Origin of the sequence: Scytonema sp. HK-05 (assembly GCF_963872035.1) — a bacterium.
Taxonomy (GTDB): domain Bacteria; phylum Cyanobacteriota; class Cyanobacteriia; order Cyanobacteriales; family Nostocaceae; genus Kalymmatonema.
In genome coordinates this window covers 97159-118204 of record NZ_CAWMYC010000125.1, presented here as the reverse complement: position 1 = coordinate 118204, position 21046 = coordinate 97159, and the positions used below count along the sequence as shown (strand labels likewise).

The window sequence follows — 21046 nt, the reverse complement described above, 5'->3', positions numbered from 1 at the left end:
ATGTGGGCAAACAGCCCGATCGCTAGCAATGTGCGAAGAAGAGACTTACAAACATCTCTACCCAATCAGATTATTATCTATCCGTCTGCCGTTGCAGCAGGAAAACGGTGCATGAAATCCCAAGCAAACAGTCTGCCTAAAATTTTGGTTGTCGATGACGAACTTGACAACCTTGAGTTGCTTTATCGCACTTTTTCTCGCGACTATAACGTGCTTAGAGCAAGTTCTGGTTCAGTGGCATTAGATCTGCTAGCGCAAGAGAAAGATGTGTCCGTGATCATCTCCGATCAGCGGATGCCAATGATGAGCGGTACGGAATTTTTGAGTTTAACAGCCACTCAATATCCTGATATTATCCGAATTATTTTAACAGGGTATACTGATGTTGAAGACCTGGTGGAAGCCATCAACTCTGGCAAGGTCTTCAAATATGTCACCAAACCGTGGCAAGCAGAGGAACTCAAAGCTGTGGTACGCCAAGCAATGGATACTCACAATGTTCTCAAAGCCCGCACTCGTGAATTATACCGCACACTCCGTCAGGAATCGTTGCTCAATATTATCACAAATACGATTCGCAGCGCTTTAGACTATCGACAAATCCTACAAACAATTGTACAAACTGTCGGTCATATGCTGGAGGTAGATGTCTGCCTCCTGCGCCCCTTCCAAGATGAGCAACTGGTGGATGAAGGATTTATTTACCAGCAGGATGAGGGAGATGAGGGAGATGGGGGAGAAATCAATTCAAAATTCAAAATTCAAAATTCAAAATTAGGAGTCTCCTCGTTATCCTCCTCATCCTCCTCACCCTCATCTCCTCTAAGCCCGTTGCTGGCTCAAACAGTTTGGGAAACCCGCGAAGTTCAGGTTATTAATGATGTGGCTAGCGATGAGTGCATTCAAGGCGCTCATCCCGAGTTGCAAAGCCGCGCCGCAGCTTTTGCAGCTGCTAACATTTGCTCTAGCTTGGTGGTACCACTGATTTGCCGACAAGAACTGATGGCGGTGCTGGCGCTGCATCAGTGCAAAGCGCCCCGTCTTTGGGGAGAAGATGAGGTGCAGTTGGTGATGATGGTGGCAGATCAGGCTGCTTTAGCTGTGTCCCAAGCCCGCGCCTATGAGCAAGTACACGCTCTCGCAAAGCGGGAAGCCCTAATTAATACGATTACCAGTGCGATTCGCTCTAGCCTTAATCCTCAAGATATTTTTGCGGCTATTACCCAACAATTGGGACAAGCTTTACAAGTAGATGGCTGTGTTCTGTCTTTGTGGACACAGGAAGATGAGTTTGTCCAGTGTGTCGGGTTGTATGACAATTCTCAAAACTTAAAGCGGGAAAATTCGGGTAGTGTTGACAATATTAATACTCAACAACTGCCTCAATCTCAAGCTCCTATTCAGGGAAATCCAATTCTCCAAGAAATGTTGCGGACACAGCAGCCAGTGCTTATTGCTGATATGAGCTTGTGTCCTCCAGAAATTCAAGGATTTGATTTGCCTTTGAAGGTGCCTACGCGATCGCTCATGGTTGTTCCTTTACTTACTGACGGCAAAAGTATCGGTAGTATTACGTTGCGTCAAGGTAATAAACCACGTCAGTGGATGACATCGGAAATTGAGTTAGCTTCTTCAGTTGCAGCTCAAGCGGCGATCGCCGTGCAGCAGTCTCGACTTTACCAAAAAACCCGCGAACAAGCTGAGCGCTTACTGGAATTAGATCGACAAAAAACCGAATTTTTTCAAAATATTTCTCACGAGTTCCGCACTCCGATAACCTTGATTCAAGGACCATTAGAAGCGGCTGTCGCCTCAAAGCAGGGGTTGTCCTACGCTCAAAGTGCGATCGCCTTGCGTAACTCCCGCCGTCTGCTGCGACTCGTCAATCAATTACTCGATCTGCAACGCCTAGACGCTGGTAGGATGCAGCCCGGTTTCCGTCCCTGCAATTTAGTTCCATTTGTCAGTCAAATTGTGGAATCGTTTCGCCCTTACTGTGAAAAAAAGGGACTGTACCTGCTCACTGAAATGGGAGAATGCCCCACTGTGTACTTGGATATAGAAAAATTCGACAAGGTGGTTTACAACCTCCTGTCAAATGCTATGAAATTTACCCCCCAAGGGGGAAGCATCAGCGTTAACGTACAACCAGTAGACGACAAGTGCATATTGCAAGTACAAGACACCGGAATTGGTATAGTTAAAGAACAAATTCCCCACTTATTTGAGCGTTTCCGCCAAGCTGAAGGCTCAGAAAACCGCTCTTATGAAGGAAGTGGTTTGGGTTTGGCTTTAGTCAAAGAATTGGTGGAACTTCACGGCGGTAGAGTCAGCGTAGAATCAGTCTACGGCAAAGGCACTACCTTTACCGTCTGGCTTGTCCCCGGAAGCACTCACTTGAGTGCAGAGCAAGTACTAGAGGTACCATGCCAACCCAACACCAGCCGCGTTAGCGTGGAATTAGCTGATTTGGAATTGGTACTCACAGGTGACGACAGCGAAACTCATACAACAGACTTTGATACCCAAGATTCAAAAGTCAAGAATGGGCATTTAATCTTAGTTGTAGACGACAACCCAGATTTGCGAGCTTATGTTTCCGAAATTTTGCGTGCGAACAACTATCAAGTGCAAACTGCTCGTAATGGTTTAGAAGGTTTGCATTTAGCCAAGGAAATTGTACCTAGTTTAATAGTTAGCGACTTGATGATGCCCGTAATATCAGGGTTAGAGATGATTCGAGTCATTCGCAACGAGGAAAACTTGAAAGGAATACCAATCATCTTACTTACGGCAAAAGCCGATGAGGAAACTCGCATTGAAGGAACAGAGTATGGTGCAGATGCTTATCTAGCTAAGCCATTCAATAATCGGGAACTTCTGGCAGAGGTGCGGAATCTCTTAGCATTGAAGGAAAATGAACGCCGAGTTGTGCAGTTAAACACTTACCTCACAGATTCGGTACTCAAGCGCTTTTTGCCCCCTGCTTTGGTACAAAAAGCAGCCGCAGGAGAATTAGTCCTGGATTTGCAACCGGAACCACGCTTGATTACAGTGTTGTTTAGTGACATTGTGGGTTTTACCCAACTGGCAAATACCCTGAGATCCCGGCGAGTAGCAGAGTTACTCAATGAATATTTAGAAGAAATGACGCGAGTCGTGTTTGATAACGGCGGCACTGTGGATAAATTTATGGGAGATGCTATTTTAGCTTTGTTTGGAGCGCCAGAAGAACTAACACCCAACGAACAGGTGCGTCGCGCTATCAACACAGCAAGGGCAATGCTGCGATCGCTTGAACATTTAAACCAACGCTGGAAAGAGCAGGGTATTTTTGGTGCAGGTTCTGCTGTACAATTTCGCTGTGGTATCCACCAGGGTACGGCAGTTGTGGGAATGTTTGGTAGCGCTGAACGATCTGACTATACAGCAATTGGTCCAAGCGTGAATATTGCCGCAAGGTTGCAACAAGCTGCTGTTCCCGGTACGATTCTGGTTTCTGCGGCTGTGGCAGATTATTTGCAGGATGAAGAAATGACGAAATGCAGTCCGCTACAACTCAAAGGAGTAGACGAAACTGTTCTTACCTTCGCTGTAAAACCAGAACTCGTAGCTAATCGATAATTATAGCGGTTCTCAATTGAGTGCAATACACCAAGAAATAAAAACCACAGATGGACACAGATGGACACAGATAAATTTGTACTTCATTCAAACGAGAAGCGCTATATTACTCCTGATTAACTGACACTGTTTAGTAGTTAGTGATTATTCGGACAAATCACAACACGTGATAAGGCAGTGCTACACTTACTCAGGAATCAGGACTCATGCCTTAGTTATGACACAATCGGTTGCTGACAAAACTCCTCTTCCAGATAAAGCACGGAGGCGACACACCGATCCACCTGGTTTGTGGATTGCTGTAGCCGCAATTTCTGTTACCCTCCACTTGCTGGTATTCTGGTTGCTACGCTCGAATTCCTATAGCCTGTCGCAACGAAGTTCTTCAAATCCTATCCCAGTAGAGTTTGTGGAGATTCCGTCAGGACGAAAAGCGCCATCAAAAGCAAAGCCAGTTTCGTCAAAAAGAGCTTCCACAACTGGAAAGCCGACTGTAGTTAGGTCATCAAAGCCAGCTACTCAAGAGAATTTTACTCCAAAGACTTCTAGTGTAGAAGATAGTAATGCGATCGCTTTCGATAACACCAAAAAAGCGACGACTTCTCAACCTAAAGCAGATGATACAACCCAGCAATCTTCACAAAAACGGGTTGTCGAGCAGGAAGCACAACCATCACCTCAACAAGATGCAACACCTGAACCAACTCGCGAACCTGAACCATTTATAGTCAAGACTCCCCAAGCACAACAACCAGAACCAACCCCAGAACCGACTCCAGAAGTCACTCCACAAGCACAACAACCAGAACCAACCCCAGAACCGACTTCAGAAGTCACTCCACAAGCACAACAACCAGAACCAACCCCAGAACCGACTCCAGAAGTCACTCCCCAAGCACAACAACCAGAGCCAACTCCAGAGCCTAACACTGCTGACAGTACAAATACAGACACTCAAAATCAGGCAAATCAAGAACTAGGTGAGCAAAATCAGGCTTTAAATCCCGAGAATAACAGCACAGATTCAACTCGTACTGATTCCTCACCCGGAACAGGTGAGCAACCGCAAGGGACACCTAGTAGTCTTCCCAAACCAGATGGTGAGGTTGCTGTTGGAAAGGAAACGCCTCTACAAGATATCGCTCCACCAGTACAACCAGAACAGTCGCCAGCTTTGAATGAGCAAAATGGGCAAGGAGTAGGAGTCGCGACTTGGGATATAGAAGCTGATAAATTAAAAAGAGATATACCAGAAAACCTAGCTCAACCCGAAGACAACAGCAGGCAAAAAGAATTAAATATCGTTTTATCTGACGCAGGAGGCGATGTTCAGCCTGTAGATTTTTTAGTGTGGCTAACAATTGACAAACAAGGCAACTTAATCTTCATCAAAGTAGATGAACAGATACCGCTACCGCAAAGAAGCCAATACCAGAAATATGCGGATGAAATTTACCAAGGTCAAAAATTTGTCCCCGCAACCAATCAAGACCCTGTAACTGGCGAGAAAAACCCAGTAATGAGCAATCTACCTGTACGTGTAAGAATTAATCGCCGCTAGCTTGATTTCTCGCTAGAATTATGTTACGTTATTAGGGTTGGAAATTTGCGGGCGTAGTTTAGTGGTAAAACTATAGCCTTCCAAGCTATTAATGCGGGTTCGATTCCCGCCGCCCGCTTTATTTATATAAAAGTAGTATATAAAAATAGTTTCCAGGTGAAGCCTAGAAACCAGAAGTGCTTTATGTAGCATTATTAAATTATTGCGTATTGCGAGTTATTGCGACAAAAGGAATATGGAATCTTCAACCAAACTTACCGCTGACGTATTCTTTGGTAGCTTCCTGTTTGGGATTTTGGAAAATTGTTTCTGTGCGGTCATACTCTACAAGGTAGCCGGTACGACCTCCTTTTTCTGACGTTTGGACGTTAAAAAAGGCAGTCATATCCGAAACCCGCGAAGCTTGTTGCATATTGTGAGTCACGATAACGATTGTGTATTGCTCTTTGAGTTGGTGAATCAGTTCTTCAACGCGTAAGGTGGAGATGGGGTCAAGAGCAGAACAAGGTTCATCCATTAAAATAACTTCAGGTTGAACTGCGATCGCCCGGGCAATACACAAGCGCTGTTGTTGTCCTCCAGATAAGGATAAGCCACTTTGCCGCAGTTTGTCTTTGACTTCATCCCACAAAGCCGCTTGTCTGAGCGATCGCTCTACCAATTCATCCATATCACCTTTGTAGCCGTTTAGTTTGGGTCCAAAGGTGATATTGTCATAAATTGACTTTGGAAAAGGGTTCGGTTTTTGAAACACCATCCCAATTTGACGCCGCACGAACACCGGATCAATGTGAGGTGCATACAAATTTTCACCTTGGTATAAAATGTTTCCTTCAGCCCGAAACCCATCAATTAGGTCGTTGAGGCGATTGTAACAGCGTAGCAAAGTACTCTTACCACACCCAGAAGGACCGATTAAGGCTGTTACCCGATTTTTCGGGATATCAAGCCAAATATCGCGTATTGCTAAGAAATTGCTGTAGTAAACGTTGAGTTTCTCAGTGCGGAAAACGGTATCAGTTTGATTTCCGTTTCTAATGTCAGTTGTCATAAAAAAATTACAGGTTTTATTGTAACTAAAGTTAAATTTGCAATTAGTTTTACTTATTGAATTTTGCGACTCGTTGCCCACCGGGCAATAACGCTAGTAAGTAGAACCAACAGCACCAAGATTAGAGACGCAGCCCAAGCCAATGACTGCAAGTTTTTAAACGGAGAAATTGCAAAGTTGAAAACTAAAACCGCAAGAGATGCAGTCGGCTCGAATATACCATTGGACCAGTACTGTGAGAATAAAGCGGTAAACAGCAAAGGTGCAGTTTCTCCAGCAGCGCGGGCGATCGCCAATGTTGCCCCAGTGACAATTGCTGGTACAGCGGCTGGCACAACCACTAACGCGACAGTTTGAAATTTAGTCGCACCTAATCCCACTGCTGCTTGTCGCAAATCTTGCGATACTAATTGCAAGGCTTCGTCGGTGGTTCGTACAATAATTGGCAGCATCAAAATAGACAAAGCCACTCCCCCAGCCACAGCTGAGAATCCACCTGTTGCAGCCACTACAATACCGTAAGCAAAAACTCCAGCAATGATTGAGGGAACTCCGCTGAGGACGTTAGTCGCAAAGCGAATCCACCGGGATGTCTTACCAGTGCTAAATTCTGTTAAATAAATTGCTGCTAAAACTCCAAAGGGGATGCTAATTAAAGCTGCAATTCCCACCATGAGTAGCGTTCCCAAAATGGCATTGCCAAAGCCTCCTCCCGGTACCAAAGGCGGTGGTGGCAATTTGGTAAATAAGTCTAGTCTCAGACTGCTTACCCCTTGGATAATGATGTAAGACAGCACCGCTATCAAAGGCAAAAGAGCCAATATCCCGCACAAAAAAGCGACAACAGTCATCACCGTGCTAAACAGCGTCCGGGGAGACGTGGGAGAGCGAGATAGGCTGCCAGCCAATCCCGTAGAGGGATGGTCACCAGAAGTAAAAGTCATTATTTCATACACCCAAATACTACAGTCGCTTCACTCGCAGAACGATTAACTCAGCCAAAATGTTGACTATCAAGGTTAAGAAAAACAGAACTAATGCAGCATACATCAGAGCGCTGACTTGCAGACCACTTGCTTCCGCGAATTGATTTGCTAACAGAGAAGAAATCGTATTAGCTGGTGCAAATATCGAGGCATTAATGACGTTGGCGTTCCCAATGATCATCGTTACAGCCATTGTTTCTCCCATTGCCCGGCCCAGCGCCAGCATGATAGCACTCATAATACCTGAAAAGGCAGCTGGAATGATGACTTTCAAAATTGTTTCCCACCGCGTTGCACCTAGTCCCATAGCTGCTTGACGCAAACTTGGAGGTACAGAAATCAGCGCATCGCGAGAGATAGCTGTAATAATTGGCAAAGTCATAATTGCCAAAATGACCCCTGCTGGGAACATTCCTGGTCCTGTAGGAGGGGTACTAAAAATTGGTACCCAGCCTAAGTAAGCGTTGAGCCATTTTCCCACAGCTGTTGTTAAAGGAACCAAAACGAAAATTCCCCAAATGCCATAAACAACACTAGGAATAGCTGCTAATATTTCTACCAAGAAAACCAGTACCGTTCGTACAGATGAGGGTAGTAAACTTTCGCTCAGCAAAACAGCAGTGCCAATACCAATTGGTACTGCTATCAACAGACCAATAAATGCGCTCACCAAAGTTCCATAGACTTGTGGTAGCACTCCGTAATCATTGTTTACTGGATTCCAAGCGCTTTTTGCTAAAAAGCTACTACCAAACTTTTGGATAGCAGGCATTGCTTGAATGGCAACCTGAATCGCTATCCACAATAAAATTCCTGCAACTGCGAGTGCAAAAATCCGAGTCAGCCAAATAAAACCTTGATCTACTGACTTTTCTGCTTGAGAGCGAGGTTTAACTTTTGGTTGACGATTCTCGGCTTGTGTATTCATGTAATGACTTTACCCATCAACTCAAAAAACGTGGGAGCGAACCACACCAAGAAATTCAAAATTCAAAATTTACGCATTGGATTCCGCTAATTGTCACAAGCATCCAAGTGATTTGGCTAGTGTCAATGAAATGCGTAACTGCTAGCTTATAAGTGAGCACTCATCAATTTTGAATGGGTGACTTTTACTGATCACTATTTACTAGCGCTAGCACCACCGGCATCGCCACCAGCAATTTTGTAATCTGCACTGATACCATCAGCAGCAGCAGCAACTTGTTTTACCACGTTTTGAGGTAAAGGAACGTAGCCTAGTTGTGGAGCAACCTTTTGACCTTCTGTCAAACCGTATTCAATCATGGCTTCTACCGCTTTGGCTTTTGCTGCATCAGGATATTTCTTGTAAGCCAAAATCCAAGTGTAGGTGACAATCGGGTAAGACTCGTTTCCTTCTGGATCTGTAATCGAGGCACGGAGATTTGCTGGCAAAGTTACTGATTCCAGTGTTTTAGACGCTGATTGATCAGTAGGTGTAACGAATTGACCTGCTTTGTTTTGCAAAGTAGCATAGCTAAGTTTATTTTGTTGGGCGTAACCGTACTCAACGTATCCAATTGATCCTTGAGTTTGTTGTATTTGGGCGGTCACACCTTCATTGCCCTTAGCACCAACTCCTGCAGGCCAGCTGACAGTTTTGCCACTGCCCACTTTGGACTTCCATTCTGGACTAATAGCACTCAGGTGTTGCGTGAACACAGCCGTGGTACCACTACCATCCGAACGATGTACGATTGTGATTGGCTGGTTAGGAAGGTTAACACCAGGGTTCGCGGCAGTAATTTTCGGGTCATTCCAAGACTTGATAGTACCTTGGAAGATGCCACTATAAACATCTCGTGGAAGTTTTAGTCCCTGTACCCCAGGCAGGTTGTAAGACAGCACAATGCTACCCGCAGTCATCGGTAGCAAAAGTACGCCGTTTTGCACCTTCTTGATTTCTTCATCCGTCATGCCAACATCACTAGCACCAAAGTCAACAGTACCTTTGGTAAATTGCTCCACTCCGGCTCCGCTACCAACTGACTGATAATTAACTTGGAGATTGGGATATTTTTGGTTTAAAGCCTGGAACCAAGTTTGGTAGAGAGGTGCTGGAAAAGACGCACCAGCACCAGTTAACGAGACTTTTCCACCTAAGTCTAGTTTGCCAGGAGCAGTTGCAGTTGTATTAGTAGCAGCACCAGGAGAGGATTCGCCAGTGCTAGCACCATTTTGCGCTTGCGGTCCACCGCAAGCCGCCAAGGCCATAGTCAGTGCGAATACTGAAATTGTTCTCGTTGACTGAGAACAATTAGTTACAGGGTCACGAAAAAACATGGGTGTGTAGTTTTGGTAATTTTCCAGCTAAGCGTTTATACTATACAGCTGCAAAGTAAAGATAAGGTTAACATTATTGGAATGACTACTTTTTCATACCCCTAATATTGCAAAGTTTAATCTTCTTGACTGGATCAATCTTTATGGCTGCAATCAGTTAATTCGGAGAACAAATAATACATTAGTACATTAGTTTTAGTAGAACACAGACAAACACAAGTGACACGACGGTGGTAATGTAGAGAGTTCATCCTCTTAAAGAATGAAAAATTACTCTTAGACAGTTAGATGTGTTCAAATTAGCATTTTTAACTTGTTTAAATTTATAAAATAGCAATCCTGCTGAAATTTAAGCAGAATATGGCACAAGAAAGCATGGAGCAAGAGATAGCAATTTCTGAGGAAAAGCCTTTGTCTGCCTCTTGCTCTTATTCAAGTAGTTGGTTAAAACAATGTCTTCTTACTATAGGGGGGTCTCACAACTATGCCTCAAGCAAACTTTGGCAAAGGGTAAAATTTTGTAATCTTTTCACCTGCTGGTAATGAGAAGAACTTGTGCCTGCCTCCTGTTGGTAGTGAGTTCAACTCAGGAGTCAGCTGTGTATCACTAACTTGAGTATACCTTAAGGTTTATACCAAAAGAGTGAACAGGTTTTCTTCACTGCTTAGCAAGGCTTCATATACTTTGAGGGTCAAATTTGCCTGGTGTATGTATATTTTTGAACTATAGATTAAAAAATAAAATAATATTAATTACACTTTTGTACGAGAGTCCTTTGCATGAGTGCCTTGTAAATGCTAGCCGCATCCAATCAATTACTTTGGTCTATGATTGGCTTACTGCTAACGATGGGTGGTACATTCCTAGAAGCCTATGTTACCACCTTACCTTGGGATTGGAGCCAGTATGGAATTCATACTTTGTCTGTGGGTGTCACCTATCAAATTGGTGGGGTGCTGCTCGTTGGTTGTTTAGGGGGCAAGAATGCTGGGGCGCTCTCGCAAATCGCATATTTAGTGATGGGGTTAACTTTGTTACCTGTGTTTGCTGACGGTGGGGGCATTGGTTATGTGAAGTTGTCCCAGTTTGGTTATTTGCTTGGTTTTATCCCTGGAGCTTGGATTTGTGGGTTTTTCGCCTTTAAAGCTAGACCTCGGCTAGAAACTCTCGCCTTCAGTTGTTTTTGTGGCTTGTTAACTGTCCACTTGTGCGGTATTACTTATTTGATTATCAGCTATGTTTTTCAATGGAAAGGAACAGAAACTCTGTCTCTGATGCAAGAAGCAATGCTCACATATTCCTGGTTGGCACTGCCTGGACAACTATCCGTAGTTTGCGCTGTCGTTGTTATAGCATATGTGCTGCGCCATCTAATGTTTTACTAGTCATGAGTTTTTAGCTTGAACGGCGTCCATCCCCACGTCTCACCCGTAAGGGATGTTTGTAAACTTCCTAGACTACAAGTTGAAAGCGAAGGATGGACAACTTGTTAAGTTGGGAAGATTTTTCCCTAGCTCAAAAACTTGTTCATGCTGTGGTCACCTTGTTGATGAGTTAACACTTAATGTCAGAGAATGGGATTGTCCCAAGTGTGGGAAACGTCATGATCGTGATGGTAATGCAGCATTGAACATAAGAAATGAAGGTATTCGGATATTATCAAATGACGGAGGCAACCCCGTTGTTGCCGTGCCGAGGCGGAGTAAGACCAATAAACCGCGCATGTGGAAAGGCATCTGTCAATGACGCCGGAAGCCCACACTTACTCGAAGAGAAGTGTGGGTAGTTCACTGGTTTGTCCTTTGTCCTTTGCCCAAATGACAAATGACCCTTCGGGTATTTCCTCCGCAGCGCCTTCGCACTTACGCCAGTCGCCGCCCAGTTGAAAAGCTTAAGCGAAGTTTCCGCTTGTTGGGAAACCCCTATGCCTGACGCCACGCCTTACGGCTTCGGGTATGTCCCTCACCGTGGGCACACCAAGGGCTGTACCGTGCAATCTCATGCGCAAAGGCACGGACACGCGCTCGCGCAATTCGTAAGCTTTTCCCGAATGAGGCACGACGGGCACGCTACGCGTAAGTCCTTACGGACAGGCTGCGCCAACACGAAGCGCTTACAGCACCGATCTCACCGCCTGCAGAACTTCTTTTGTTGCTGCGCTGGCTCACAAATGACAAATGACAAATTCGCCATGCGTTTAAAAAATCTCCTGTTCTGGATTGCTGCCTTGTTAGCTTTTTTCTTAGACCAACTAACAAAATACTGGGTGGTGCGAACTTTTGCCTTGGGACAAACACAAGCACTACTACCGGGGGTATTTCACTTCACCTACGTTACCAACACTGGTGCAGCTTTTAGTCTGTTAGCAGGGAAAGTAGAGTGGTTGCGCTGGCTATCTTTGGGAGTGAGTTTAGCATTGATAGCACTGGCATCGTTTGGTCCGGTGTTACATCTTTGGGAGCAACTAGGCTATGGCTTTATTTTAGGCGGAGCGATCGGTAATGGCATCGACCGATTTGTTCTGGGCTACGTCGTTGATTTTCTTGATTTTCGAGTGATTAACTTTCCAGTCTTTAATTTAGCAGATGTCTTCATTAATATCGGTATTGTTTGCCTGCTAATTGCTACCTTTCAAAAGACTCCCACTTCAAATCGCAGGTGACGATAAAAAATGAGAAGGAGTCATCCGTCAGAATTCAGGAGTCAGAATACCCCATGCCCTAGTTCCGGGGTTTCAAGCAAGGAAAAATTTTCTTTATCTCCACGATTAAAATCGGGGGCTTTAAACCACGATTCATCCACGCCTACGCACGGGAGTCATTCTGACTCAGCAGCGACTGACTCCTGAATTCTTCTTCGGTAAAAGGTAGAAGTACGATGACCTGACGAAAAAAAGTCTGGCTACCCTGGAAGAACGGCTTTTGCGCAAAGCGTACCCTTGTTTTGTTCCAGAGGCTACGCCCCAAAGTACCTGTCCCATGACTTACGGGTACGCCCTACGGTGAACCCAGGCTCAAAAATGAAAAGTCCGCACAAGCGGACTTTTTTGTCTATCCCCAGACTTTTAGTCTGAAGGTATAATTTTTATCTTGCAAACTACTGTCAAAAAGAAGAAGTCACAATTTGTGCAATTTCTGAACTGAGTTTGTAATCAGTAAGGGCCTGAACCCCAGATCGCAATATGCCCCCACGCTCATCTTTGATTCAGTGGGGGCATATTGCTCAAGTGAACCACGAGTTGCACAGAATTATGGCTGAATTCTGGCTCCTGACAACTGACGAAAAATGCCGATCAAATTACGCCCAATCTAGCGTTGAGACGACTACCTCGACGATCCACCTGAACCAGGGTTTGTCGTGCCAGAGCCTGGATCTTGAGAGGGAGATGAACTTGGATCGGTAATTGTGCCAGGGGCGGTTTGCTCAGTACTGCCGCCAGGAAGAGTTGTGCTACCAGGAGGAAGCGGAGCAACACCACCGGGTGTGCCTCCTGGGGTACCAGGTTCAGTAGGTGCTGTGCCTGGTACATTTGAACCACCAGGAGCAGGGCTGTCGGGAGATCCTGTTGTACCGCCTGATGGAGACGTTTGAGTATCGCCTGTGCCACCAGGTAGGGTCTGTTGTTGAGTCCCACCACTGGGGGTGGCAGGGTTGCCAGCAGGAGCCGGGGGAAGATCAGTGGTGCCGCTGGGAGTGTTTAGCGTGCCAGGGTCATTTGGCGCTTTGCCTGGAACAGCTGTGCTGCCATCAGCCGGTGTATTTTGTGTTCCTGCACCGCTGCCAGATGGGCTTTGTGTAGATGCTGCGCCACCTTGACAACGGGAGTTAAGCGGGAAATCCTTGCAAAACTTTTCCTTATTTACCCTTGGTGAAAGTTTGACTTCCCCGGATGAGCTAGTGGATTGACCACCTGATTGACCACCTGATTGAGCAGTCTCGAATTTGCTTGACTGGGCAAGAGCAACGTTGCTGGTTAAAGCCAGAGTCAAGGCTGTACCGATAAGGGTTAGATATTTTCCGTTCATATTACTTAACCTCCACACCTCAACGGAGTACTCCCGCTTATTAAACCAAAAGATCTTCATTTAGAAAATCATCCTAAATGAAGATCTGTATTTTTGCTTGAAAATGTGCTTATGTGTTAAAACGGGAAAATTTATCTGTTTTATTTATCGAGTGCTAGTTAATAGAAATACAAAATGAAAGGTACCAACTTCACATTTGTTCAATACATGAAACAGAGACAAGACAAACACTACAAGGAAAGAAGAAAAAATATTGGGAATCTTATATAAAGATGTGACAAAATTAACAACATAAGTCAAATTATATATATATCTTAGTGTCAAATTGAATCGGGAACAATTCGGTGCAGCCAACGTCCTCATAGGCTTATGAGTACAATGGTGGAATACAAGCAGCGAGATTGCAGTGCGTCCGATTCCTTACCAATAAACGTGGTGTCAATAGCCGATGAGTTCCCCCCAACCGCCTCAAAAGCCACAAACTTTGCTTGGTCAGATAACTCAAGCAGTACAAACAATTCAAGCTAGAGTCGATTTTTCCAAACTAGCGCTGAAACCAAATGCCAAAGTACCAGAACTTTGGGTGCAGGATGCGGGGGCGGATAAGGCGGAGGTGTATCCGTTGTTGGGCGATCGCTACATCATCGGTCGCAGTTCCAAATCCTGCGATATTGTTGTCCGCAACCCAGTTGTCAGCCAAATTCATTTGTCTTTAGCACGGGATTCTACTCAAAGACAACCGGTTTTTGTGATTAAAGATGAAAACTCTACAAATGGCATTTATCGGGGTAAGCGTCGGCTCACTTCTTTAGAGTTGCGTCATGGCGATATCCTGACCCTCGGACCTCCAGAACTTGCCGCCTCAGTCAGACTGCAATACGTCGATCCACCGCCTTGGTATGTGACAGCAGGAACTTGGGCTGGTTACGGTGTCGGTGGAATCACAGCTCTGATGGCGCTAGTCATTGGCGTGGAATGGCTCAAATTTGATGTCAAACCCCTACCCGGACCAACGCAAGCACCGGTGGTGATTTATGCTCGTGATGCCACCACCAAGTTACGCGAACCTCGGACGACTGCTCATATAGATATGAAGCGGTTGCAGGACTTTGGTCCTTACTTGCCAACGGCAATCGTTGCCTCAGAAGATACTCGTTATTACTGGCACTTTGGAGTTGACCCCTTGGGGGTTTTGCGAGCTGTGTTCATCAACACGCAAAGCGGTGATGTCCAACAAGGGGCGAGTACAGTGACCCAGCAAGTTGCCAGAAGTTTGTTCCGCGATTATGTAGGCAGGCAAGACTCGCTTGGTCGCAAATTCCGAGAAGCGATGGTTGCCCTGAAATTAGAAACGTTTTACAGCAAAGATTACATCTTGCTGACTTATTTAAATCGGGTTTTCTTAGGAGCTGATACTTCAGGCTTTGAGGATGCTGCTCGCTATTACTTTGACAAGTCAGCAAAAGAATTGACACTGTCTGAAGCTGCAACGTTAGTGGCAATTTTACCTGCTCCCAACGGGTTCGATTATTGTGCCGGAGGAGATAGCCAGAATAAGCTCAGAACGATTGAATACCGCAATCGCGTACTGAAGCGGATGCTGGAGATGGGTAAAATCAAACAAGATGAGTATAACCGCTCTCGCAGATCGCCCATCGAAATCAGCCCCAAAGTCTGCGAACGGCAAGCAAAAACAATTGCTCCTTATTTTTATAGTTATGTCTTCCAAGAACTAGAAAAAATTCTGGGAAAAGAACTGGCAACAGAAGGGAACTTTATCATTGAAACCCAACTAGATCCAGCAATTCAAGCACAAGCAGAAGTCGCATTGCGTAATCATGTCCGCACTGGTAAGTCATCTTTTAATTTTTCCCAAGGAGCGATGCTTACCTTAGATTCGAGCAATGGAGCAATACTCGCAATGGTCGGAGGCACCGATTATAGAACAAGCCAGTTCAATCGTGCTGTTCAGGCAAAAAGACAACCAGGTTCCACCTTCAAAATCTTTGCTTACACAGCTGCTATCGAGCAAGGGATTTCACCGGAAAAGTCTTATTCCTGTGCCCCTTTTCGTTGGCAAGGCTTTACCTACAAACCCTGTCGTACTGGCGCTGGTAGTTTAGATATTGCCAGGGGGCTTGCCTTATCTGAAAACCCTATTGCTTTGAGGGTTGCTCATGAAGTCGGGCTGGATAAAGTTGTGGGAATGGCGCGACAGTTAGGGGTGAAGTCGCACTTAGATGCAGTTCCTGGCTTGGTACTGGGTCAAAGTGTAGTAACTGTCATGGAAATGACTGGTGCATTTGGCGCTATTGGCAATGGCGGTGTGTGGAATCGCCCTCATGCAATTAGCCGGATTTTAGATAGCAGTGATTGCCGTGACCGGAACGACCCTAAAACTTGCCGCGTGATTTACTCCTATGACCAAGACGCAGAGGCTAATAAACGAGTGCTGCAAACGAACATAGCTGATACAATGACTCGCTTGCTGCGCGGCGTGGTCACAAGCGGTACTGGTCGCAGTGCTGCCATAGGACTAGGGGAAGCAGGGAAAACCGGTACAACAAATGACAACGTTGATTTGTGGTTTATTGGCTTTGTTCCCAGTCGGCGACTAATCACTGGTATTTGGCTGGGAAACGACAACAATTCCCCTACATCTGGAAGTAGCGCTCAAGCTGCTCAATTATGGGGAAATTATATGGGTAAAATTACACGGTAACTCAAAGGAGTCAGAATACAGAATACAGAATTCAGGAGACAGAGTTATCTACTGACTCCTGACTCCTGACTCCTGACTACTTACTCCTAACGATATCCCCGCCAAGGTATAACCTCCAGCGTGCGGTTAGGCTTGAATACCACCTGGAAGTGTGCAAGAGGTTCTTTGTTATTTGCAGGGGCTAGGTATGAACCGTAGACATCTTGGAACATCTTAGGAAGAGGTGTTCCTTGAAAATAGTCAACGGCGGCTTGGTTGAGTGGTTCATAGTCAGCGATCACGCCATCTTTGTTGACCGCCACCCGATATTTCAAATCTCGTGTAAAGGAGGGAGAAGTACTCCAACTTTGGCTGATGGTGTTATAGAGTTTCTGGTTTAAATCCTTAACTGCGTTAGGGTCTGTGATTTTTGTACCAACAACATCTGGCGTTTTAGGGTATCCTCGCCAAGGGCTAACCTGTAGCACGCCTGTGTTAGTAAAGACGACTTTAAATTGGGCGATCGCCGCTTGCGGCGCTGCGCTTTGGGCGATCGCTTGATTAGTTCCCGAAGCACGATTTGCCGGATTCTGAAGTAGACTTGGTAAGGGAGTTTTCTCCACTGCATCATTCGTCCCTTTATCTACCGCTTTATATCCAACAATCGCACCATCCGCAGCCACACCCAAGCGAAAGACCAAATCCTGATTCAATCCTGAGCGCTGAACCCACTTTGGATTAATTTGGTTATAAACTTCCCGGTTCAATGCACGCAGTTGAGATGCATCAGTAATTTCAGGAACTGTATTTAAAAGGGCTTCTAAATCCTTAACAGCAGGCGAGGCACCGGGTGTGGGAGTTGCCGCAGTTGTAGAATTTGCTGCAACTGAGGCAGGTGTCGTAGGGTTAAGAATGGAATTTGCCGTAGCTGGGGCAGTTGGTGTGGGCGTCAATGTTGGATTTGCGCCCATTTGTTCATTAGGAGTCGGTGTGGGGGTGACAGCAGGCGTTGCCGGACTATTGACATTGGTGGTTGTATTTGCGTTGTTCTGTGCCTGTGGCTGCGGCGGACGCACTTGCGGGACTGGAACCAAGCTAAAAGCAACGGCGGCGGCTGCCAAACTCGTCACTCCCACACTCGCTGGAACCGCCTGCTTGACTAACGCCTGACTGACACCGCCATGACGTCTGGCAACTGGTTGTAATTGCAGTGTTAACTCTGGTAAAGTTTGGCTATCTGCAAAAAATTGGTCTATTGCTTCCACCAAATCGAACAACTGCACTGTGTTCAAATCGAGTTGTATCGGCTGCTTTCCATTATTGGGGTTAGACCCGACTGACTGTGGTGCAGTATCTGAATGTACAATGACTCTGTGTCGGTTGCTATCGATTTTCTGGAACTGCACTAACTCCGACTCAAAGTTGTGTGCTTGAGGGTGTGGCACACTACTCAAAAATTCTTGGGCATATGCACTCACTGCCCTGACCAAACTTTCAAAAAATTCTCGCCCTCCTACCATCGGTTTACTATAGCCAGATAAATAGCATTCTGCATTTACCAATATGGATAACTCTGGGCGCAGTTCCTGAAAATGTGCAGCCCTTGAGGCATCACTTAAACCCTCCAACAGTAGCGTGCAATTAGGTAGACTATACTTACGTTGAATATTCATTCCACTTCACCGTCAAAAAGACTAATCCAGAACCGCTGCATTCCAGCTGTGCCGGTACAGAATAGTAATTGTCCCAACAAACTTATAGCTAGCTCATCTAATTTTTCATCAGAGTTTAATGCCAATACACCACCAGAACGCCGGGGATTCATTCGGCTCTTAAAATGAGTTCTAAACCGCTCTAGGTAGTTAGATAGACGCAAATTCTGTTCCAGAGGAAGCTGTTTTTCAACCATTTGTTGATATATCATTAGCAATTGGCGAATGACAACTGTTAACCGTCGCGCGATGTAGCAAGCAATGACCACTAAGGCTTTTGCTTCCATGATAGACAGGGGGCGGCGGATGTGTGCTCGTCGTATCGGGTTAGTGCTACGCATTCGCCATAAATTCACTCGATCTTTAACAATTCCTTTAAGATCCAACTCTTCAGCAAATGACAAAATCGCTTCAGAGCCACCAAGCTCTAATGCTTCAATTGCCAGTAAAATGAGGTCAATTTGCAACCGGGCTTTAGGGGGACATCCCTGTCCCTCTATCGCCGGTTCGGGTAAAGTGGCCAGAATCATCGGCAAAGACTTGGGGATTGGACTGTTAAATTGCGTGACACTAGCAGAGACATTCATTATAAATACCTTATACAGCTGCAACAAACTAAGTAAAACTAATTTAAAATAGACAGCCAGTCAAGAAAATCAGACTGACGGTATTATTGGCAAGTCTGGTTGATATATACATTACTTACTCTTCCAAGACGATTGTTTCCGCATTGCCTTGAATCAAAGTTTTTAAAGCATCATTTCTCTTAACCTCAGTCGTTAGTATCATTACATCCTTAGCTTGTAGATTCGCTCTCATCGTCAACGGATAGCGTTTATTGAGGGCTAATACCAAGCGTATGACATTTTAGTGTACGATTTTTCCGGGAGGGTGCGCCTTGTTTAACCAGGAGCTTGCAATCGGGCGAATAGGGTTGTAGCTTGTACTGCACTGAACTAAAACTTTTTTCTATTTTATGGATTTGAAGTCTCTGATTCGTGACATTCCAGATTTTCCTAAACCGGGAATTTTATTCCGCGATATCACTACGCTACTGCGCGATCCAGAGGGACTGCGCTACACGATTGACCTGTTTGCACAAAAGATAGAAGCTACTGGACTGAGACCAGAGTTCGTGGTGGGAATAGAGTCACGGGGCTTTATTGTTGGCGCACCGCTTGCTTGTCTATTAGGAGCTGGTTTTATTCCTGTCCGCAAGCCTGGTAAGTTACCAGCAGCAGTTCATTCAATTGAGTACGCACTAGAGTACGGTACTGATTGTTTGGAAATTCACCAAGACGCTTTGTACCCAGGTAGCCGAGTTTTAATTGTAGACGACTTGATAGCCACAGGTGGAACCGCAGGTGCAACCGCAAGGCTAGTCCAAAAAATTGGCTGCAAACTTGAGGGTTTTGGGTTTATCATCGAGCTACGGGATTTACAAGGGCGGAAACATCTGCCAGATGTGCCCATCGTCACCCTTTTAGAATACTAGTCATTTGTCATTAGTCATTTGGCTAAGGACAAATGACTAAGGACAAAGGACAAAGCACAAATGACTACTACACGAATTTCCTTGGATGCAGGTCGTGATTGGCTTTTAAAGTTAGTCACAAGTGAGACTTTTATTTATGTCATGAAACGGGTATTGCAGGCGCTGTTGACTTTGTTGTTAGCGTCGGCGTTGTCGTTTGTGATTATTCAACTTGCCCCAGGGGATTATGTAGATACGTTACGGCAAAACCCAAAGATTTCTCCAGAAAGAATTGAGGAACTGAGACGACAGTTTGGTCTAGATAAGTCTTGGCTTGAGCAATTTGGACTTTGGCTGTGGCGAATCGTGACACAGGGGGACTTTGGCACCAGTTTTGTTTACCAGCGGTCGGTGTCGTCGCTGTTGTGGGAACGGGTACCCGCAACTTTGCTGTTGGCAGTATCTTCTCTGATTGTAACGTGGGCGATCGCCATCCCCTTGGGCATAGTCGCTGCTGTGAAACAAAATCAGTGGGTTGACCGTGTTTTGCAGGTGATTAGTTACGCAGGGCAAGGGTTTCCCAGTTTCATCACCGCCCTATTGCTGCTGATTTTGGCTCAAAACGTCTCGCCCATCTTTCCAGTAGGTGACATGACCAGCATCAATCACGCCGAACTCAACTGGTTTGGTAAAATCCTTGATATTGGCTGGCACATGATTCTACCCACCATTGCTTTGAGTGTCACGAGCTTTGCTGGCTTACAGCGCATCACTCGGGGCGAATTATTGGATGTGCTGCGCCAAGATTATATCCAAACAGCTCGTGCTAAAGGGCTGCCCGAAAACCGTGTTATTTATGTTCATGCTCTGCGTAATGCAATCAACCCCTTGATGACTTTGTTAGGTTTCGAGTTAGCAGGTTTATTGGGTGGTGCGTTTATTGCGGAATTTTTCTTCAACTGGCCTGGTTTAGGGAGATTGACTTTACAAGCGGTGCAGGCTCAAGATTTGTATTTAGTGATGGCAAGTTTGGTGATCAGCGCTGTACTGCTGAGTGTTGGTAATTTGATAGCAGACTTGTTGCTCAAGGCGAGTGATCCTCGCATTCGCTTAGAAAATCTTAATTAACTAACTAGATGCAAAGGGCGGCGCACTCGTGTTGACCGTCTTTTGTCATTTGTACCAAACCAATGACTAATGACTCATGATTAATAACTATGTTTTCCGAAGTTTATTATCTGGTGCGGTCAAAAGCTGACGGTCGTTATCTGGCGGCTCTTCCCAACCGCGAAGCTTTGGGTTATTTATTATTATTTCGCGAAAACTTTGATGCCCTCAGCTACCTCAACACTCATGCTGCATCTGTTGCAAATCGCTTTTCTATAGAATCTGTTCCAGGTTCTCAAATAGGAGGTTTGCTCAAACGCTGGGGTTTTAGTGGCGTGGGTATTGTTTCTGACCCGTTAATACCAACAATTGAATTTTTGCAGCAAAGTTAAGAGCATACCTCCAATCGATACAGATGCTTCACCGCGCGCCATTGTGGCTAAGCATGGTTTTCTGGTTCTTAGTGCCTCAAACAAAGCCAATTCTCGAACGCCGCCTCT

The 21046-nt window shown here is 45.4% G+C and carries 16 protein-coding genes and 1 tRNA gene; 10 read left to right on the top strand and 7 right to left on the bottom strand.

Annotated features, from left to right (window positions below; all coding sequences use genetic code 11):
- Window positions 1-111 precede the first annotated feature (111 nt).
- From AACT52_RS27220 to AACT52_RS27210, 3 genes are all read left to right on the top strand, one after another.
- A complete protein-coding gene (locus AACT52_RS27220) occupies window positions 112-3624 on the top strand; it encodes a response regulator (RefSeq protein ID WP_073627774.1) in 3513 nt (1170 codons plus the stop codon).
- Between the two features lie 217 nt (window positions 3625-3841).
- Window positions 3842-5185 (top strand): hypothetical protein, encoded by a 1344-nt coding sequence (locus AACT52_RS27215; protein WP_073627624.1) that lies wholly within the window; start codon window positions 3842-3844, stop codon window positions 5183-5185.
- A 47-nt stretch (window positions 5186-5232) separates the two neighbouring features.
- Window positions 5233-5303: transfer RNA gene (locus AACT52_RS27210), tRNA-Gly, on the top strand.
- A 126-nt stretch (window positions 5304-5429) separates the two neighbouring features.
- Here the strand turns inward: AACT52_RS27210 and pstB are convergent.
- The 4 genes from pstB to pstS all read right to left on the bottom strand — a co-directional run bounded on the left by pstB (window position 5430) and on the right by pstS (window position 9526).
- Entirely contained in the window at window positions 5430-6236 is an 807-nt protein-coding gene (gene pstB / locus AACT52_RS27205) for a phosphate ABC transporter ATP-binding protein PstB (protein WP_073627622.1), read from the bottom strand.
- 53 nt (window positions 6237-6289) lie between these two features.
- Complete coding sequence (gene pstA, locus AACT52_RS27200) at window positions 6290-7180, bottom strand: phosphate ABC transporter permease PstA (protein ID WP_073627620.1); 891 nt, start codon at window positions 7178-7180, stop codon at window positions 6290-6292.
- Window positions 7181-7199: 19 nt separating this feature from the next.
- Window positions 7200-8150, bottom strand: a complete 951-nt coding sequence (gene pstC / locus AACT52_RS27195; protein WP_073627618.1) for a phosphate ABC transporter permease subunit PstC — start codon at window positions 8148-8150, stop codon at window positions 7200-7202.
- 194 nt (window positions 8151-8344) lie between these two features.
- Window positions 8345-9526 (bottom strand): phosphate ABC transporter substrate-binding protein PstS, encoded by a 1182-nt coding sequence (gene pstS / locus AACT52_RS27190; protein WP_073627616.1) that lies wholly within the window; start codon window positions 9524-9526, stop codon window positions 8345-8347.
- A 795-nt stretch (window positions 9527-10321) separates the two neighbouring features.
- On the opposite strand from pstS, the gene AACT52_RS27185 reads away from it, so the two are divergent.
- The 3 genes from AACT52_RS27185 (at window position 10322) to lspA (ending at window position 12189) form a co-directional block, all read left to right on the top strand.
- On the top strand, window positions 10322-10912 hold the full coding sequence (locus AACT52_RS27185; protein WP_073627614.1) for a biotin transporter BioY: 591 nt from the start codon (window positions 10322-10324) through the stop codon (window positions 10910-10912).
- A 52-nt stretch (window positions 10913-10964) separates the two neighbouring features.
- Entirely contained in the window at window positions 10965-11273 is a 309-nt protein-coding gene (locus AACT52_RS27180; protein WP_073627612.1) for a zinc ribbon domain-containing protein, read from the top strand.
- A 445-nt stretch (window positions 11274-11718) separates the two neighbouring features.
- The gene (gene lspA / locus AACT52_RS27175; RefSeq protein ID WP_073627772.1) at window positions 11719-12189 is read left to right on the top strand and encodes a signal peptidase II; all 471 of its coding nucleotides are present in this window, start codon (window positions 11719-11721) and stop codon (window positions 12187-12189) included.
- Between the two features lie 661 nt (window positions 12190-12850).
- Here the strand turns inward: lspA and AACT52_RS27170 are convergent.
- On the bottom strand, window positions 12851-13552 hold the full coding sequence (locus AACT52_RS27170; protein ID WP_073627610.1) for a hypothetical protein: 702 nt from the start codon (window positions 13550-13552) through the stop codon (window positions 12851-12853).
- A gap of 448 nt (window positions 13553-14000) precedes the next feature.
- On the opposite strand from AACT52_RS27170, the gene AACT52_RS27165 reads away from it, so the two are divergent.
- Window positions 14001-16274 carry a transglycosylase domain-containing protein gene (locus tag AACT52_RS27165; RefSeq protein WP_073627608.1) on the top strand — a complete coding sequence of 758 codons (2274 nt, stop codon included), beginning with the start codon at window positions 14001-14003 and terminating at the stop codon, window positions 16272-16274.
- An 86-nt stretch (window positions 16275-16360) separates the two neighbouring features.
- On the opposite strand, the gene AACT52_RS27160 is transcribed toward AACT52_RS27165, so the two are convergent.
- On the bottom strand, window positions 16361-17926 hold the full coding sequence (locus AACT52_RS27160) for a DUF4335 domain-containing protein (protein ID WP_073627606.1): 1566 nt from the start codon (window positions 17924-17926) through the stop codon (window positions 16361-16363).
- The gene (locus AACT52_RS27155) at window positions 17923-18552 is read right to left on the bottom strand and encodes a DUF3038 domain-containing protein (protein ID WP_073627604.1); all 630 of its coding nucleotides are present in this window, start codon (window positions 18550-18552) and stop codon (window positions 17923-17925) included. The genes AACT52_RS27160 and AACT52_RS27155 overlap by 4 nt, the downstream gene beginning before the upstream one ends.
- A gap of 389 nt (window positions 18553-18941) precedes the next feature.
- On the opposite strand from AACT52_RS27155, the gene AACT52_RS27150 reads away from it, so the two are divergent.
- From AACT52_RS27150 to AACT52_RS27140, 3 genes are all read left to right on the top strand, one after another.
- Complete coding sequence (locus AACT52_RS27150) at window positions 18942-19460, top strand: adenine phosphoribosyltransferase (RefSeq protein ID WP_073627602.1); 519 nt, start codon at window positions 18942-18944, stop codon at window positions 19458-19460.
- A gap of 60 nt (window positions 19461-19520) precedes the next feature.
- Window positions 19521-20567 (top strand): ABC transporter permease, encoded by a 1047-nt coding sequence (locus AACT52_RS27145; protein WP_073627600.1) that lies wholly within the window; start codon window positions 19521-19523, stop codon window positions 20565-20567.
- A gap of 89 nt (window positions 20568-20656) precedes the next feature.
- Window positions 20657-20938 (top strand): hypothetical protein, encoded by a 282-nt coding sequence (locus AACT52_RS27140; protein ID WP_073627598.1) that lies wholly within the window; start codon window positions 20657-20659, stop codon window positions 20936-20938.
- Window positions 20939-21046 lie beyond the last annotated feature (108 nt).

Excerpts from the sequence above, each read along its gene's own strand:
- AACT52_RS27155 (WP_073627604.1), bottom strand. The coding sequence starts at position 18,552 with ATGAATGTCTCTGCTAGTGTCACGCAATTTAACAGTCCAATCCCCAAG.
- AACT52_RS27165 (WP_073627608.1), top strand. The coding sequence starts at position 14,001 with ATGAGTTCCCCCCAACCGCCTCAAAAGCCACAAACTTTGCTTGGTCAG.
- AACT52_RS27185 (WP_073627614.1), top strand. The coding sequence starts at position 10,322 with ATGCTAGCCGCATCCAATCAATTACTTTGGTCTATGATTGGCTTACTG.
- AACT52_RS27220 (WP_073627774.1), top strand. The coding sequence starts at position 112 with ATGAAATCCCAAGCAAACAGTCTGCCTAAAATTTTGGTTGTCGATGAC.
- lspA (WP_073627772.1), top strand. The coding sequence starts at position 11,719 with ATGCGTTTAAAAAATCTCCTGTTCTGGATTGCTGCCTTGTTAGCTTTT.
- AACT52_RS27140 (WP_073627598.1), top strand. The coding sequence starts at position 20,657 with ATGTTTTCCGAAGTTTATTATCTGGTGCGGTCAAAAGCTGACGGTCGT.
- AACT52_RS27180 (WP_073627612.1), top strand. The coding sequence starts at position 10,965 with ATGTTTGTAAACTTCCTAGACTACAAGTTGAAAGCGAAGGATGGACAA.
- AACT52_RS27160 (WP_073627606.1), bottom strand. The coding sequence starts at position 17,926 with ATGAATATTCAACGTAAGTATAGTCTACCTAATTGCACGCTACTGTTG.
- pstC (WP_073627618.1), bottom strand. The coding sequence starts at position 8,150 with ATGAATACACAAGCCGAGAATCGTCAACCAAAAGTTAAACCTCGCTCT.
- AACT52_RS27170 (WP_073627610.1), bottom strand. The coding sequence starts at position 13,552 with ATGAACGGAAAATATCTAACCCTTATCGGTACAGCCTTGACTCTGGCT.
- AACT52_RS27150 (WP_073627602.1), top strand. The coding sequence starts at position 18,942 with ATGGATTTGAAGTCTCTGATTCGTGACATTCCAGATTTTCCTAAACCG.
- AACT52_RS27145 (WP_073627600.1), top strand. The coding sequence starts at position 19,521 with ATGACTACTACACGAATTTCCTTGGATGCAGGTCGTGATTGGCTTTTA.
- AACT52_RS27215 (WP_073627624.1), top strand. The coding sequence starts at position 3,842 with ATGACACAATCGGTTGCTGACAAAACTCCTCTTCCAGATAAAGCACGG.
- pstB (WP_073627622.1), bottom strand. The coding sequence starts at position 6,236 with ATGACAACTGACATTAGAAACGGAAATCAAACTGATACCGTTTTCCGC.
- pstA (WP_073627620.1), bottom strand. The coding sequence starts at position 7,180 with ATGACTTTTACTTCTGGTGACCATCCCTCTACGGGATTGGCTGGCAGC.
- pstS (WP_073627616.1), bottom strand. The coding sequence starts at position 9,526 with ATGTTTTTTCGTGACCCTGTAACTAATTGTTCTCAGTCAACGAGAACA.